The sequence below is a fragment of the Cellulomonas sp. CW35 genome (assembly GCF_052378485.1).
Classification (GTDB): domain Bacteria; phylum Actinomycetota; class Actinomycetes; order Actinomycetales; family Cellulomonadaceae; genus Cellulomonas; species Cellulomonas uda.
Genome location: NZ_CP199000.1, coordinates 2,669,953 through 2,684,714, shown reverse-complemented (window position 1 = coordinate 2,684,714; position 14,762 = coordinate 2,669,953). Strand labels below are relative to the sequence as shown.

At 72.2% G+C, this 14,762-nt stretch carries 14 protein-coding genes, 1 tRNA gene and 1 pseudogene; 7 read left to right on the top strand and 9 right to left on the bottom strand.

Annotated elements, in window-relative coordinates; all coding sequences use genetic code 11:
* Positions 1-135: 135 nt before the first annotated feature.
* Entirely contained in the window at positions 136-267 is a 132-nt protein-coding gene (locus ACT17Q_RS12255) for a hypothetical protein (protein WP_444662712.1), read from the bottom strand.
* Positions 268-403: 136 nt separating this feature from the next.
* On the opposite strand from ACT17Q_RS12255, the gene ACT17Q_RS12250 reads away from it, so the two are divergent.
* The 3 genes and pseudogenes from ACT17Q_RS12250 to ACT17Q_RS12240 all read left to right on the top strand — a co-directional run.
* On the top strand, positions 404-907 hold the full coding sequence (locus ACT17Q_RS12250) for a sigma-70 family RNA polymerase sigma factor (protein ID WP_094179402.1): 504 nt from the start codon (positions 404-406) through the stop codon (positions 905-907).
* Positions 904-1,521, top strand: a complete 618-nt coding sequence (locus ACT17Q_RS12245) for a hypothetical protein (protein ID WP_141319598.1) — start codon at positions 904-906, stop codon at positions 1,519-1,521. The genes ACT17Q_RS12250 and ACT17Q_RS12245 overlap by 4 nt, the downstream gene beginning before the upstream one ends.
* 32 nt (positions 1,522-1,553) lie before the next feature.
* A pseudogene (locus tag ACT17Q_RS12240) lies at positions 1,554-1,758 on the top strand (transposase); the annotation flags it as partial.
* Positions 1,759-2,168: 410 nt separating this feature from the next.
* Here ACT17Q_RS12240 and ACT17Q_RS12235 read toward each other — a convergent pair.
* The 5 genes from ACT17Q_RS12235 to ACT17Q_RS12215 form a co-directional block, all read right to left on the bottom strand.
* Positions 2,169-2,681 carry a hypothetical protein gene (locus ACT17Q_RS12235; protein WP_094179404.1) on the bottom strand — a complete coding sequence of 171 codons (513 nt, stop codon included), beginning with the start codon at positions 2,679-2,681 and terminating at the stop codon, positions 2,169-2,171.
* Between the two features lie 59 nt (positions 2,682-2,740).
* Positions 2,741-3,571: a hypothetical protein gene (locus ACT17Q_RS12230; RefSeq protein WP_444662709.1), complete on the bottom strand. Its 831-nt coding sequence runs from the start codon at positions 3,569-3,571 to the stop codon at positions 2,741-2,743.
* Entirely contained in the window at positions 3,568-4,248 is a 681-nt protein-coding gene (locus tag ACT17Q_RS12225; RefSeq protein ID WP_444662708.1) for a DUF6318 family protein, read from the bottom strand. Before ACT17Q_RS12225 ends, ACT17Q_RS12230 begins: the two co-directional genes overlap by 4 nt.
* A gap of 212 nt (positions 4,249-4,460) precedes the next feature.
* The gene (gene adhE, locus ACT17Q_RS12220; protein WP_094179407.1) at positions 4,461-7,187 is read right to left on the bottom strand and encodes a bifunctional acetaldehyde-CoA/alcohol dehydrogenase; all 2,727 of its coding nucleotides are present in this window, start codon (positions 7,185-7,187) and stop codon (positions 4,461-4,463) included.
* A 227-nt stretch (positions 7,188-7,414) separates the two neighbouring features.
* On the bottom strand, positions 7,415-7,549 hold the full coding sequence (locus tag ACT17Q_RS12215; protein ID WP_444662707.1) for a hypothetical protein: 135 nt from the start codon (positions 7,547-7,549) through the stop codon (positions 7,415-7,417).
* Between the two features lie 275 nt (positions 7,550-7,824).
* Between ACT17Q_RS12215 and ACT17Q_RS12210 the strand changes: the two genes are divergently transcribed.
* Complete coding sequence (locus ACT17Q_RS12210; protein ID WP_444662706.1) at positions 7,825-8,523, top strand: SDR family oxidoreductase; 699 nt, start codon at positions 7,825-7,827, stop codon at positions 8,521-8,523.
* Between the two features lie 42 nt (positions 8,524-8,565).
* Here the strand turns inward: ACT17Q_RS12210 and ACT17Q_RS12205 are convergent, their stop codons facing one another.
* From ACT17Q_RS12205 to ACT17Q_RS12195, 3 genes are all read right to left on the bottom strand, one after another.
* A complete protein-coding gene (locus ACT17Q_RS12205) occupies positions 8,566-9,192 on the bottom strand; it encodes a 4'-phosphopantetheinyl transferase family protein (protein WP_444662704.1) in 627 nt (208 codons plus the stop codon).
* 118 nt (positions 9,193-9,310) lie between these two features.
* Positions 9,311-9,383 (bottom strand) — tRNA-Arg (locus tag ACT17Q_RS12200).
* Positions 9,384-9,609: 226 nt separating this feature from the next.
* Positions 9,610-10,263 carry a FadR/GntR family transcriptional regulator gene (locus ACT17Q_RS12195; protein ID WP_094179414.1) on the bottom strand — a complete coding sequence of 218 codons (654 nt, stop codon included), beginning with the start codon at positions 10,261-10,263 and terminating at the stop codon, positions 9,610-9,612.
* Between the two features lie 117 nt (positions 10,264-10,380).
* Between ACT17Q_RS12195 and ACT17Q_RS12190 the strand changes: the two genes are divergently transcribed.
* Genes ACT17Q_RS12190 through lysA form a run of 3 tightly spaced genes read left to right on the top strand, consistent with a single transcriptional unit; the run spans position 10,381 to position 14,749 of the window.
* The gene (locus tag ACT17Q_RS12190; protein ID WP_444662702.1) at positions 10,381-11,709 is read left to right on the top strand and encodes an MFS transporter; all 1,329 of its coding nucleotides are present in this window, start codon (positions 10,381-10,383) and stop codon (positions 11,707-11,709) included.
* The gene (argS, locus tag ACT17Q_RS12185; RefSeq protein ID WP_141319616.1) at positions 11,706-13,388 is read left to right on the top strand and encodes an arginine--tRNA ligase; all 1,683 of its coding nucleotides are present in this window, start codon (positions 11,706-11,708) and stop codon (positions 13,386-13,388) included. The genes ACT17Q_RS12190 and argS overlap by 4 nt, the downstream gene beginning before the upstream one ends.
* Positions 13,385-14,749 carry a diaminopimelate decarboxylase gene (lysA, locus tag ACT17Q_RS12180; RefSeq protein WP_444662700.1) on the top strand — a complete coding sequence of 455 codons (1,365 nt, stop codon included), beginning with the start codon at positions 13,385-13,387 and terminating at the stop codon, positions 14,747-14,749. The genes argS and lysA overlap by 4 nt, the downstream gene beginning before the upstream one ends.
* The last annotated feature ends 13 nt before the right edge of the window (positions 14,750-14,762 follow it).

Here is a 14,762-nt window from a genome sequence, read left to right as displayed (position 1 = left end):
TCGAACTGCTCGCCGGTCTGCCATGTCTCTCAAGATCGGCAGCCACGGGGGCAGAGACAAACTCCCGCGCCGAACGGTCGAGAATTCACCCGAACGGTCGCCATCGGCCCCGTCCGGGTGCTGGGCGAGGAGGGGTCAGGACCCGGAGGCGGAGCGCAGGTCGTCGGCGACGTCCTGGAGCTGACCGGCGAGGTCGCTCAGGCCGTCGGCGGCCTCGCCGCCCGCGTCGGCCGCGGCGGCGTCGAGAGCCTTCTTCGCCTCGTCCACGGTCGTGCGACCCTCTGCTACGCCAGTGGTGACTCAACTTGCAGGCGGTTCATGGCGCTTGGGGAAGAGCGTCTGTAACAGTTCGACACGCCGGGCCCGTCTATGTCTGTAGAACTAGCAGTGAGGAAGGGGCGTCATGGCGGTCGAGCCGCTGGACTCGGTGGACGACATCGGCGGCTTTGTCGCGCGCTATCGACCCGCGATGCTTCGCCTGGCGCTGGGGCTCTGCCGCGACCTCGACACGGCTGAGGACGTGGTTCAGGAGACACTCGCCCGACTAGTTCCTCGGTGGTCTATGGTCTGCGCCGCCACTTACCCGTGGGCCTACGTCCGCCAGGCCACCGTGCGGGTGTTCCTTAGTTCGCGCGACGAGCGCACCGTATACGTGTCGGAACACGCCGACGTAGCGGACGGCCACGACGCGATGGCGGGCGTCGACGACCTGGACGCCGCAGTGCGCCGGATCCGGTCACTGCCTGCCCGTAGCCGGGCGGTGCTCGCGCTGCGGTACATCGAAGAGCTTGACGATCAGACGATCGCGGACGTGCTGGGGACGACACGCGCCGCGGTTCGCGTCGCTGCGCACCGCGCCCTTCGACAGCTCGCTGTCCAAACGGAGAGGCACAGGGAGATCAAGTGATCAACGAACGAGCGTTCGCCGACAAGTTTCGCGTGACGGTCCAGCGCGAGCTCGCGCAAGCCTTGCGGTGCGATGCGTGCTCGGACTCTCGCGAGCATGTCGAAGTCCTGCCCGTGGTAACGCTTCCCCCAGGACGACAGCCGCGCCGCGCTTTGCTCATCGCGGGTGTCGCGGCGTCCGCGGCGCTGGCCGCTGCACTCGCCGGAGCAGTGTCGCACCAGGTTGGGAGGGAAGCTTCGACGAATCTTGCAGACACGACGAGCGTGGGCGGACAGGAACCCCGCGCCACAGCGCCGCCCAGCCCCCACAAGGTCGAGGCGGTTGTGTCCGAGGGAATCCGCACGTTCCTGGGACCGTCGCTGTACACACTGGCAAGTCGCGACGGATGCCTGGTCGACGAGGCGCGAGGGTTCGTCCTTGCACTCGACACGAGCTGGCGCTGGGATGCGCAGACGGCGACGCTGACCTCCGTGGCCACGGGAAAGAGCTATGGCCTCGGTGACGACGTCGAGATGGCGGGCAACGGGTACGGACGGCTGACGATTCCGGAGGCATGCGCTCACGTCGATCTGCCGCTTCGCGGCGTCTGGGACCCAGCGGCAGGAGGCCGATAGCCTGGTGAACTCATGGCTGCCCTGTGGCGTGACTTCTGGCCCAGGTAACGAAGATCGTGCTGGAGTCCGCGCTCGAGGGTGAAATCACCGCTCACCTGGGTTACGAGAAGCAAGAGAAGGACGCCTCGCGGGGAGGGTAACGCCCGTAACGGCACCCGGGCGGAGACAGTGCTGATCAAGGGTGGCCCGGTGCAGATCGAGGTCCCCAGGGACCGGGCTGGCACGTTCGAGGCGGTGCGGCGTGCCGCGGACCGCCCGATCGACCGCGGTGAGGCACCTCGTACTTGACGGTCGGTCGGGTCGATGCTCCATCACGCCGACGAGCTCGTGCGCGCGATGGATGCACGGACAGGCCGCTGAGCCACCTTCCGTGCCGGCCTGACCGCGCACGGCGCCGATGACGGCGACGAGCGCGCCGGGTCAGAAGGTGCCGGCGGCGGCGGTGAGGCCGGCGATGACCATGAGGGCCAACGACGACCATGCAGCGACGACCCACCACTCGACGTGGTGGCGTCGAACTGCTCGACGGTCTGCCATGTCTCTCAAGATCGGCACCCGCAGCCGCAGAGACAACGTCCCGCGCCGAACGGTCGAGAAATCACCCGAACGGGCGCCATTCGCCGTGCAAGACGGCGCGGCCGCGTGATTCAGGAACCGGAGGCCGAGCGCAGATCGTCCGCGACGTCCTGGAGCTGACCCGCCAGGGCGCTCAGACCGTCCGCGGCGTCGCCGCCCGCGTCCGCCGCGGCGTCGTCGAGGGCCTCCTTCGCCTCGTCCACGCGGGCGCGCGCGTCGTCCAGCGCCCGCTGCGACCCGGACGACGCGTCGTCCTTCGCGGCCTCGGCGGCGGCCTTCGCGTCGGCGAGCGCGGCCGTGGCCTCGTCGAGCGCCGCCTGCGCCTCCTTCTTCTTCTCCGGCGTCAGGTCGGCGAGCTGGTCGCGGACCTCGTCGGCCCGGGCGCGGGCGTCGTCGACCGTGCTGCGCAGGCCGTCGATGGCCTCGCGAGCCTTGTCGACCTGCGCCTTGGCCTGGGAGGCGGCGTCGCTCACCGCCTTGCGGGCGTCGTCCGCCTCGGAGCAACCCGCGAGCGTGAAGGACGCGGTCAGCGACGCGGTCAGGACGAGAGCAGCGGCGAGACGTCGGGGGGTCGTCGTGGTCACGCGGACACGCTTCCCGACGAATCGCCCCCGCGCAACCCGTTCTCGGGCATCCGTCCGGCTCATCCGTCGAGGTGCCCGCGCAGCTCGACGACCTCGAAGGCGGGGGTCGTGGACGTGGTGAGGGCGTTGCCGTCGATCTCGCGCCACTTGTGCAGAGGGTCGACGTCCACCCGGTAGCGGCCCGTCCACGTCGTCGTGAGCGTGATCCGGGCCGTGCCCGGGTGGAAGTACGTGCTGAACACGTCGTGGTCGGGGTAGCGGTGGCCCTGTGACGTCGTGACCAACGGCGGCTGACCGTCGGCGAAGTCCCACGAGTACGACACGGGCGTCGCCTCGATGTCGACGCCGTAGCCCAGCAGATCGGTGCGCAGGTTCTGCACCTCGGCCTCGGTGTAGACGATCGTCTTCTTGTTCACGAGCACCGGGCCGCCGTCGGGCTGCATCCGCGCGGGCGCGGCCGGGATCGTCAGCCGCCGGAAGTCCTCCTGCGTCACGCGCGGGATCAGGTCCTCCGGGCAGTGCCACCCGACCTGCAGGTGCCACGTCCCCTCCGTGCGCAGTCGGCGCCAGATCGGCATGAGCGGCGCCCCGTCCTCACACTCGGGCGGGTCGTGCTGGATAGCCGACCCGCCCCAGCACGCCTCGTTCGACTCGCGGTCGATCTCCGGGAACCGGCTCCAGCACGGCAGGTCGCGCTTCCAGACGTAGGGCCCCGCCTCCGGGTTCGCCTCGTACCTGCGAATGCCGTCGGTGGAGCGTCGGGCGCGCGCGCTGAACCCGTCTTCGTCGACGCCGGGCTCGACCTGGAGAGAGTAGGCCGGGGTTGCCAACCCCACGGCGATGAGCCCGACCAGCGCGGCCAGGAGTGATCGGTGGCGACGCGTCGTCACGACGCCTCTACCCACGAGGTGACGAGCCAGGCGCCATCGTCGTAGAGGAGGTCGATCTCATGGCTCATCCGACCGCCGATACCCTCGTCGATGACAGACCCGTCGGGGGCGGTCTCGCGGGACGGCGCCTGCGTGAACGTGATGGTCGCCGTGAAGAACTCGGCGTCGCGCTCTTCAACCTCGACGTCCGCCACGATGATGCCTCCGCCGTCCGTGACGATGTCGTTCGCCTCGTACTCCTCCAGCGTGGTGATCACCTGGTTGCAGTACCGGCAGTCGGCGTAGGCGAGCTTCTCGAACGCGTCCAGGTCGTGCGTCACCGCTGCGTACGGAAGCAGGAGAAGGAAGTACTCGGCGACGTGCGCCGCGGCCTGCTTGCTCGGGGGTGCGTCGAGGGCGTCCGGGCGAGGCGGGGGGACCGTCAGGTCGATCGACGAGAAGTCCTCCGCGCCGCTCGGGAGGGCGGTCGGCGTGGGCGTCGCCGACGGGGTGGGTGAGGCGCTCGCGGTCGGGGCGACCGTCGTCGGAACCGTGGCGGACGCGGTCGGTGCGGCCGTGCCGCCGCCCGTGCAGCCGGTGAGCGCGGCAGCCAGGGTGAGCGCGACCGCGCCGGACGCGAGCACGCGGCGGGCGGGGCGCGGGGTCGGAGGCGTCGTGGTCGTCGCAGTCGGGTGCACGGCCGTGAACATACCCAAACCGGACAGGCGGACGGGGGCGGTTCCACGAGGCTGTGGACAACCGTCCGAGCGCGCGGTGGGCGGGGAACGCGTGCGGGGAAAGGGTGCGGGAAAAGGTCGACGCCCCGTCCGGCGAGGGATGAGCCGGACGGGGCGTCGCGAGCGGGCGGGGCTCTACCGGCGGCCGGAGCCGCGGGAGCCCCCGGAGGTGGTCAGCCCTCCTGCCCGCTCTTGCGGCCTCGGACGTCCTCCAGCGACGTTCCGTAGTAGGCCGCAGTCATGATGTCCTTCATGTCGTCGATCATCGGCATCCGCGGGTTGGCGGGGGCGCACTGGTCCTCGTAGGCGCCCATGGCGACCTCGTCGAGGCGGGACATGAACTCCTGCTCGTCGACGCCCTGCGCCTGGAAGGACGACGGGATGCCGACCTTCGCACGCAGCGCCTCGACGGCCAGGGCGTAGGACTCGACGCCCTGCTGCGGCGTCGCCGCCGGCAGACCGAGCATCTGGGCGATCTGCTGGAACCGCTCGGGCGCGACGTAGCTCTCGTACTTGGGCCAGCTCGTGAGCTTCGTCGGGACCGTGCCGTTGTAGCGGATCACGTGGGGGAGCAGCGTGGCGTTCGTCCGGCCGTGCACCAGGTGGTACGTGGAGCCGATGACGTGCGCCATCGCGTGCACGATGCCCAGGAACGCGTTGCCGAACGCCATGCCGGCGATCGTCCCGGCGTTGTGCATCTTCTCGCGTGCGTCCTGCGTGGCCGGGTCGGTCGGGTCACCGTTCACCGACTGCGCGAGGTTGTCGAAGATGAGGCGGATGGCCTGCAGCGCCATGCCGTCGGTGAAGTCGTTCGCGTAGACCGCGACGAACGCCTCGGTGGCGTGCGTCAGGGCGTCGAAGCCCGAGTCGGCGGCGAGCGAGCGCGGCATCTTCGAGGTCAGGACCGGGTCGATGATCGCGACCGTGGGGGTCAGCGCGTAGTCCGCGAGCGGGTACTTCTTGCCCGCGTCGGGGTCGGAGATGACCGCGAACGGCGTGACCTCGGCGCCGGTGCCCGACGTGGTCGGGATGCACACGAGCTTGGCCATGTCGCCCAGGACGGGGAACTTGAACGCGCGCTTGCGGACGTCGAAGAACTTCTGCTTGAGGTCGGAGAAGACGATCTCCGGGTGCTCGTACAGCAGCCACATGACCTTCGCGGCGTCCATGGGCGAGCCGCCGCCGAGCGCGATGATCGTGTCCGGCTTGAAGTGCCGCATGTTCGCGGCGCCCTTCTGCACGGTGCGGACCGACGGCTCGGGCTCGACCTCGTCGATGATCTGGACCGCGACCTTGTTGGCGCGCCGGTTCAGCACGTCCAGGACCTTGTCGACGAACCCGAGGGTCGTCATGGTCGTGTCGGTGACGATGGTGACGCGCTCGACGTCGGCCATGTCGGCCAGGTAGCGGATCGCGTTGGGCTCGAAGTAGGTCTTCGCCGGGACCTTGAACCACTGCAGGTTGTTGTTCCGACGACCGACGCGCTTGACGTTGATGAGGTTCACCGCCGAGACGTTGTTGGACACCGAGTTGTGGCCGTAGGAGCCGCAGCCGAGGGTCAGCGAGGGGATGAAGGCGTTGTAGATGTCGCCGATGCCGCCGAGCGACGAGGGCGCGTTGCAGATGACGCGGATGGCCTTGACGCGCTTGCCGAACTCCACGGTCAGGGCGTCGTCACGCGTGTGGATCGCTGCCGAGTGGCCGAGGCCGTCGAACTCGACCATCTTCTCGGCGAGCGTGATGCCCTCCTCGGTGGAGTGCGCACGCAGCACCGCGAGGACGGGGCAGAGCTTCTCGCGGGTCAGCGGCTCGTCGGGGCCGACGCCCGAGACCTCGGCGAGGATGATCGACGTGTCCGCGGGGACCGTGAAGCCCGCCTGCTCGGCGATCCACACGGGCGACTTCCCGACGACCGCGGGGTTGAGCTTCGCGCCGGCGCAGTTCTCGCCGCCGGCCTCGACGCCGAAGATGAACTGCTCGAGCTTGGCCTTCTCGGCGGGCGTGGCGCGGTACGCGTGCAGCTTGGCGAACTCGACCATCGCGGCGTCGTAGATCTCGTCGTCCAGGATCGCGGCCTGCTCGGACGCACAGATCACGCCGTTGTCGAACGCCTTGCTCAGGACGATGTCGTTGATCGCGCGGGCGAGCTTGGCGCTCTTCTCGACGTACGCGGGGACGTTGCCGGCGCCGACGCCCAGGGCGGGCTTGCCGCACGAGTACGCGGCCTTGACCATCGCGTTGCCGCCGGTCGCGAGGATCGTCGCGACGCCCGGGTGGTTCATGAGCGCGCTCGTCGCGGTGAGCGACGGCGCCTCGACCCACTGGATGCAGTGCTCGGGCGCACCCGCGGCGACCGCCGCGTCGCGCACCACGCGGGCGGCGGCGATCGACGACTGCTGCGCGTTCGGGTGGAACGCGAAGATGATCGGGTTGCGCGTCTTGAGCGAGATGAGCGACTTGAAGATCGCGGTCGAGGTCGGGTTGGTGACCGGCGTGATGCCCGCGATGACCCCGACGGGCTCCGCGATCTCGGTGATCCCGTTGAGCTCGTCGACGTTGATGACGCCGACCGTCTTGAGGTTCGCCATCGAGTTCGTCACGTGCTCGCACGCGAAGATGTTCTTCACGGCCTTGTCCTCGAACACGCCGCGGCCGGTCTCGTCGACGGCGAGCTTCGCGAGCTGACCGTGCTGGTCGAGCGCGGCGACCGCGCCCTTCTTGACGAAGCGGTCGACGTCCTCCTGCGTCATCGACTCGAACTCGGCGAGCGCCTTGGCGGCGTTCGCGACGAGCGCGTCGATCGCGGCGTGGACCTCCTCGTCGGACTGCACCGCGAGCGCCGGCGCCGGGGCGTCGGCCGGCTTGCGGCTCTTGGCAGGACGGGGCGTGCTGGTGGTCACGGAGACTCCCTGATCGAGACGAATTCGGTGAGAGGGGCGGGTGCTGGAGGCCCGTCCGAACCGATGACTCGACGCTAGGGAAGCCCTCGTCGGAAGTGGTGGGATGAAAGTCCCCCGAGGTCAGGAGGGTGCCGCCGAGTCGTGGGCGCCGCGGGCCCGAGGGGGACCTGGGTCCTGGTCCATCCCATTCGTCACCCCGGGTTCCTCACCCGGCTCCCGGTGAGGGGTCAGTCGCGCAGCCGCGAGACCCACGACGACGCGAGCGACTCCTCCTCGAGGTCGAGCTCACGCATCATGCGGCGCATCACGGCCTCGTCGAGCTCGCCCGCGTCGCGGTACGCCATGAGGACCTCGCGCTGCACGGCGATGACCTGGCGGCGGACGGTCTGCAGCCGCCGGGAGACCAGAGAAAAGGGACTTCTCGGACACGGTAGCGCCGTCCGCCCGGTGTGGCACGGGTGAGAAGCCTCGGGTGGCGCCGCGCACGGCCCGAGGGGCGATACACCCGGTCTCGCGGCCCGTCGCCGGGCTAGGTTCGCCGACCGGGGCCCGAGCAGGGCCCGAGCAGGGCCCGAGCGGGGGCCGGCAGCGGACGAGGGGGAGACGGATGGCGCAGGGGGCACGCGGGGTCGCGTTGGTGACGGGAGCCGCCGGGGGCATCGGGTCGGCCGTCGTGACCGCTCTGCGGGCGCGCGGGTACACGGTCGTGGGGACCGACCGGGCCCCGCGCGACGACGTGCGGGTGCTCGACATCACGGACGGCGACGCCGTCGCGGAGTTCGTCGCGCGGGTCGAGGACGACGAGGGTCCGGTCGAGGTGCTCGTCAACGCCGCCGGCCTGCTGCGCACGGCTCCGGCACTGGCCGACGACGACGACCTCGTGGCGCTGGTCGCGGTCAACGTCCTCGGCACCGCGACGCTCACGCGCGCCGTGGTGCGACGCATGGTCGCGCGCGGGCGTGGGTCGGTGGTGACGGTCGCGTCCAACGCGGCGCGCGTGCCCCGCACGGGCATGGCCGCGTACGGCGCGTCGAAGGCCGCGCTCACGGCGTGGACGAAGTCGCTCGGGCTCGAGGTCGCCGAGCACGGCGTGCGCTGCAACGTCGTGCACCCGGGCACCACGCGCACACCGATGCTCGGCGACCTCGGGGACACCGAGCAGGTCGTCGCGGCCGCGATCGCCGGCACGCCCGAGGCCTACAAGGTGGGCATCCCGCTGCGCCGGGTCGCGGAGCCGGAGGACGTGGCGGCGGCGGTCGCCTTCCTCGCGTCCGACGAGGCGCGCCACCTCACGATGCACGAGCTCTACGTGGACGGCGGGGCGTCGCTGCGCTGACCCACCCGCGGAGCCGCGGACGCCGGCCGCGTGGCGCGCCGGTCAGCGGGGCAGCGCGAGCGCCGTGACCAGCAGGTCGTCACCGACGGCCCAGCGGCCGCGCAGCTCGTCGACCCCGAGACCGGGCTTCAGCAGCCGGACGACGAACGTGTCGTCCTCGAGGCGCACGCGCACGTCCTCGAACCCGAGCCAGACGCCCGTGATCGGCGACCACACCTTGTAGGCCGACTCCTTGGCGCTGAACAGCACGCGGTCGGCGCACAGCGCCGGGTCGAGCTCGGCGAGCGGGGCACGCTCGGACTCGTCGAGCACGAGGGCCGCGACCTCGGGCGGCAGCGGCGCGCGCGGCTCGGCGTCGATGCCCAGCCCCGCCCAGGCGCCCGCCCGTGCGACGGCAGCGGCACGGTAGCCCGCGCAGTGCGTCATGCTTCCGACGACGCCCTGCGGCCACACCGGGGCGCGGTTCGGTGCGCTCGGCACCGCGAGCGTCGTGACGCCCAGCCGGCTCAGCGCCTCGCGCGCGCACCCGCGCACGGCCGCGTACTCCGCCCGACGAGCGGGCACGGCCTGGGCGACCGCGCGCTCCTCGTCGGCGAACAGCGGGACGGTCACCGGCGGGCCGTGCCGTTCGGTGACCTCGACCCCCGGGGGCAGCAGGTCGGCGAGCACGGCCTCACTGTGCCCGAGACACCTGTGTCCCCGCCGACGCGTCCACGCCCGCACGGGTGCGGTCGCGCCAGACGACGACGGCCCGTGACCGAGGTGGTCACGGGCCGTCGAATGCCGGTGCGCCCGAAAGGATTCGAACCTTCGACCTTCTGCTCCGGAGGCAGACGCTCTATCCGCTGAGCTACGGGCGCGGGACGCGCGAACGCATCGGCCAGCGAGCCTACCAGCCCGCCACCCCACTCCCCGCCACCCCAGCGCCCGCCACCCCAGAGCCCGCCACCTCAGCGCCCGCCACCTCAGCGCCCGCCACCTCGGCGCCCGCCACCCCCAGCGCCCGCGACCCCGCGCTTCCTCCGGCTCTGGGCGGGGATACCCGGAGGAACCGCGGGGTCGTCGGGGTGGACGGGGTGGTCGGGGTCAGGACTCGCCGAGGAGGGCGGACAGGTACGCCGTCGTCTCGGCGACGGCCTTGGCGCTGTCGCCCGCGACGATCGCCTCGACCAGCGCGTCGTGCGCGGTCTGGCCGTGGTAGTCGGTGACGAAGTTGAACCGGATGTTCTCGCCGATGGCGTCGATGAGGTTCTCGTACAGCGACGCGAGCACGGGGTTGGCCGCGGCGCGCACGATCGTGGTGTGCAGCGCGAGGTCGGTCGCGACCATCGCGTCGAGGTCGCCCGAGACGTACGCGGCGGCGCGCTCGTCGCGGCGGTCGAGCAGCGTGCTGGCGTCGAGCGCCGTGCGGCGACGCGAGGCGAGGCGGGCGGCCTCGACCTCGAGCGCGCGGCGCACCTCGACGACGTCGCGCTGGCGGGCCTCGGCGATCTGCCGGCCCATGCTCGCGGCGAGCTCGGACGACGAGAGCACGTACGTCCCCGAACCCTGACGCCGCTCGAGCAGACCGGCGTGCACCAGCGACTGCACGGCCTCGCGCACGGTGTTGCGACCGACCCCCAGCAGCCCGACGAGCTGCGGCTCGGGCGGAATGCGGGAGCCGACGGGCCACTCGCCGCTCGTGATGCGCGCGCGTAGCTCCTGTACGGTCGAATCGATCAGACCGGTCCGTCGCGTCATCGGGACAGGACTCCGTGAACAGGCATGCGGTGCAGTCAACACGAGCCGGGTGTCTGCGTGCCAGGGGTGTCCGTCGCGCCGACCGTCCCATCCTGCCGATTCACCCTGCGGAGTGTCGTGACGCCTGGTTCGCCCCCTCCGGCTCCCTGGCGCGGGCGGCTCGTGGTGCTCCTGGGCGTCGTGCTCGTGGCGCTGAACCTGCGCATCGCGGTGGCGGCGGTCTCACCGATCCTGGACGCGGTGCGCGAGGACGTCGACCTGTCACCCGCCCAGGTGGGGGTGCTCGGCACCGTGCCGCTGCTGTCCTTCGCGGTGTTCGGCTCGCTCGCGTCGCCGCTGGGCCGGCGCCTCGGCCTGGAGCCGACGGTCGTGCTCGCGCTCGCGCTGTCGACCGTGGGGGAGGTGGCGCGAGCGCTGTCGTCGTCGGCGCCCGCGTTCCTGGCGTGGTCGGTGCTCGCGCTCGCGGGCATGGGGATGGGGAACGTGCTGCTGCCGCCGCTCGTGAAGCGATACTTCCCGGACCGCATCGGCGTGGTCACCGCGGCGTACGCCGTGATGCTGTCCGTGAGCACGGCCGTCCCGCCGCTCGTGGCGCTGCCGTTCGCGCGCGCCGCCGGGTGGCGGTGGGCCGTGGGGGCGTGGGCGCTGCTCGGAGTGGTCGCCGCGGTGCCGTGGCTGGTCGTGATCGTCCGCTCGGTCGCGGCGCGCGCGCACGTGCGTGAGCTCCTGCGCCGCGTGGGCGGGGGAGCGCGGGCGCGTGCCACGGACCCGCGCGTCGCCCCCGGCGGCGCACCCGGCGACGCGCGCCTGGTGTGGCGCTCGCCCCTCGCATGGGCGATGGCCGTGACGTTCGCGGTGAACTCGCTCGGCACGTACACGGTGTTCGCGTGGCTGCCGGAGATGCTCGCGGACCTCGGGCTCGGCACGGAGGCGGGCGGGCGGTGGCTCGCGCTGTTCGCGATCCTCGGGCTGCCCGCCTCGCTCGTCGTCCCCGTGCTGACCGCGCGCATGCGCTCGCCGTTCCCGCTGGTGGCCGGCTTCGTCGCGAGCTGGGCGGTCGGCTACCTGGGGCTCCTGCTGGCCCCCGCGCACGGCACGGTCGTCTGGATGGTGCTGCTCGGGCTCGGCACGAGCTCGTTCCCCGTGCTGCTGGCGCTGATCGGCCTGCGCACGGCGACGCCGGGGCTCGCGGTCGTGCTGTCGGGGATGGTGCAGGGCGTGGGGTACGCGCTCGCGGCGCTCGGGCCGGTGTCGATCGGCCTGGTGTACGAGGCCACGGGCGGCTGGGACGCGCCGATCCTCGTGCTGCTGGGGCTGCTCGTCGTGCTGCTCGTGGCGGGGTGGCGGGCGTGCCGCCCCGAGGTGCTGGGGCACGTCGAGCCGGGGCCGTCGACGACGGACGTCCGCGAAAGGGCGTCGCGCGGTTCCCCTACCCTGGAGCGGTGACTCCCGACCAGCTCTCGCAGGCCATCGCGGCCGCCCTCGCGGCGGCCGTCGCCGACGGCACGTTCGCTCTCGACCCCGCCGACCTCCCGGCGACCGTCCACGTCGAGCGACCCCGTCAGCGAGAGCACGGCGACTGGGCGACGAACGTCGCGCTGCAGCTCGCGAAGAAGGCCGGTTCGAACCCCCGCGCGTTCGCCGAGGAGCTCGCACGCCGTCTGACCAGCACCGACGGCGTCGCGTCCGTCGAGGTGGCGGGACCCGGCTTCCTCAACATCCGGCTCGACGCGGCGGCGGCCGGCGAGCTCGCGCGCAGCATCGTCGAGCAGGGCGCCTCGTACGGCACCAACACGGCCGAGGCGGGGCACCGCGTGAACCTCGAGTTCGTGTCCGCGAACCCGACCGGCCCGCTGCACATCGGCGGTGTGCGCTGGGCGGCCGTGGGCGACAGCCTCGCGCGTGTGCTGCAGGCGGCCGGCGCCGAGGTCACCCGCGAGTACTACTTCAACGACCACGGCGCGCAGATCGACCGGTTCGCGCGCTCGCTGCTGGCGCGCGCCCGCGGCGAGGAGGCGCCCGAGGACGGCTACGGCGGGCAGTACATCGCGGACATCGCGGAGCAGGTGACGGCCCAGGCCGTCGCGGCGGGCGAGCCGGACCCGGCCACGCTCGGCGACGACGAGGCGCTCGAAGCGTTCCGCGCGCGCGGCGTCGACCTGATGTTCGACGAGATCAAGAAGTCGCTGCACGACTTCGGCGTGGACTTCGACGTCTACTTCCACGAGGACTCGCTGCACGAGTCCGGTGCGGTCGACCGTGCGGTGGCGCGCCTGCGCGAGCTGGGGCACGTGTACGAGCAGGACGGCGCGACGTGGCTGCGGACCACCGAGCTCGGCGACGACAAGGACCGCGTCGTCATCAAGTCCGACGGCGAGGCCGCGTACATCGCGGGTGACATCGCGTACTACCTCGACAAGCGCGAGCGCGGGTTCGACCGCGTGGTGATGATGCTCGGCGCGGACCACCACGGGTACGTGGGCCGCATGAAGGCCGTCGCGGCGGCGTTCGGCGACGACCCGGACGTCAACCTCGAGATCCTCATCGGCCAGCTCGTGAACCTCGTCAAGGACGGCGCCCCGGTGCGCATGTCGAAGCGCGCGGGCACGGTCGTGACGATCGACGACCTGGTCGACGCGGTGGGCGTGGACGCCGCGCGATACGCGCTCGCGCGCTCGTCGACGGACTCGGCGATCGACCTGGACCTCGACCTGCTCGCCAAGGCCACCAACGAGAACCCGGTCTTCTACGTGCAGTACGCGCACGCGCGCACCGCGGCGATCGGGCGCAACGCGGCGGAGGCCGGCGTGCGCCGCGAGGACGGGTTCGACGCGAGCGTGCTCGACCACGAGACCGAGGCGGTGCTGCTGGGCCACCTGGCGCAGCTGCCGCGCGTGGTCGCGCAGGCCGCGAACCTGCGCGAGCCGCACCGGGTGGCGCGCTACCTGGAGGAGCTCGCGGGCGGGTTCCACAAGTGGTACGACGCGAAGCGCTACGTCCTGCCGCAGGGCGACGAGCCCGTCACGGACACCCACCGCACGCGCCTGTGGCTGGTCGACGCGACGCGGCAGGTGCTCGCGAACGGCCTGGGTCTGCTCGGCGTGAGCGCGCCGGAGCGGATGTGACGACGAGCATCCCGGGCGAACCCTGGTCGACGGGTGTCGCGCGGGACGGCTCGGGCGCGCTCGTCGTCGGCGGGGTGCCGGTGGCGCGGCTCGCGCAGGAGGTGGGCACGCCGGCGTACGTGCTCGACGAGGCGGACCTGCGCGCGCGTGCCGCGGGGTACCGCCGCGCGTTCGAGACGGCGTTCGCCGAGGTGGGCGCGGGTGTCGACGTGTACTACGCGGGCAAGGCGTTCCTGTCGGTCGCGGTCGCGCGGTGGGTGCACGACGAGGGGCTGCGCGTGGACACCGCGTCGGGCGGCGAGCTCACGGTCGCGTTGCGCGCCGGGGTGCCGGGCGCGGACATCGGCCTGCACGGCAACAACAAGTCCGACGAGGAGCTCGCGCTCGCGCTGGACCACGGCGTGGGCCGGGTCATCGTGGACTCGCTCGTCGAGGTGGAGCGGCTGGCGGCGCTGGTGCGGTCCCGCGGGGGCGACCCGGCGCCGGTGATGGTGCGCGTGACGACGGGGGTGCACGCGGGCGGGCACGAGTACATCTCGACCGCGCACGAGGACCAGAAGTTCGGCCTGTCGGTCACGGCGCGTGACGGCCAGGACAGCCCGGCGATGACGGCCCTGCTCGCGGTGCTCGACCACCCGGAGCTGCGCCTGCTGGGCATCCACTCGCACATCGGGTCGCAGATCCTCGACCCGTCGGGGTTCGAGGTCGCCGCGCGCGTGGTGCTCGAGCTGCGCGCGCAGCTCGCGCGCCGCACGGGCGTGCTGGTCGAGGAGGTCGACCTGGGGGGCGGGTACGGCATCGCGTACCTGCCCGGCGAGGTCGCGCTCGACCCGGACCGCATCGCGAAGGACGTGGCGGCCTCGGTCGCGGCTGCGGCCGCGGACCTCGCCACCCCGCTGCCGCGGTTCTCGATCGAGCCGGGGCGCGCGGTCGTCGGGCCGGCGGGGCTGACGCTCTACACGGTCGGGACCGTGAAGCCGGTGCGCGTGGACGACGAGACCGAGCGCCTGTACGTGTCCGTCGACGGCGGCATGAGCGACAACATCCGTCCCGCGCTGTACGGCGCGCGGTACCACGCGGAGGTCGTCGGGCGGCTGTCGTCGGCGCCCTCGGTGCTGGCGCGGGTCGTCGGGAAGCACTGCGAGTCGGGTGACGTCGTCGTGCACGAGGTGCAGCTGCCGGGCGACGTGCGCGCGGGGGACCTGCTGGCGGTCGCGGCGACGGGTGCGTACGGCCGGTCGATGGCATCGAACTACAACCTGCTGACGCGGCCGCCGGTCGTGGCGGTGCGTGAGGGCGCGGTGCGCACGCTGCTGCGGCGCGAGACGGTCGACGACCTGCTGGCGCTCGACCAGGGCTGACCGGCCGCGCTGG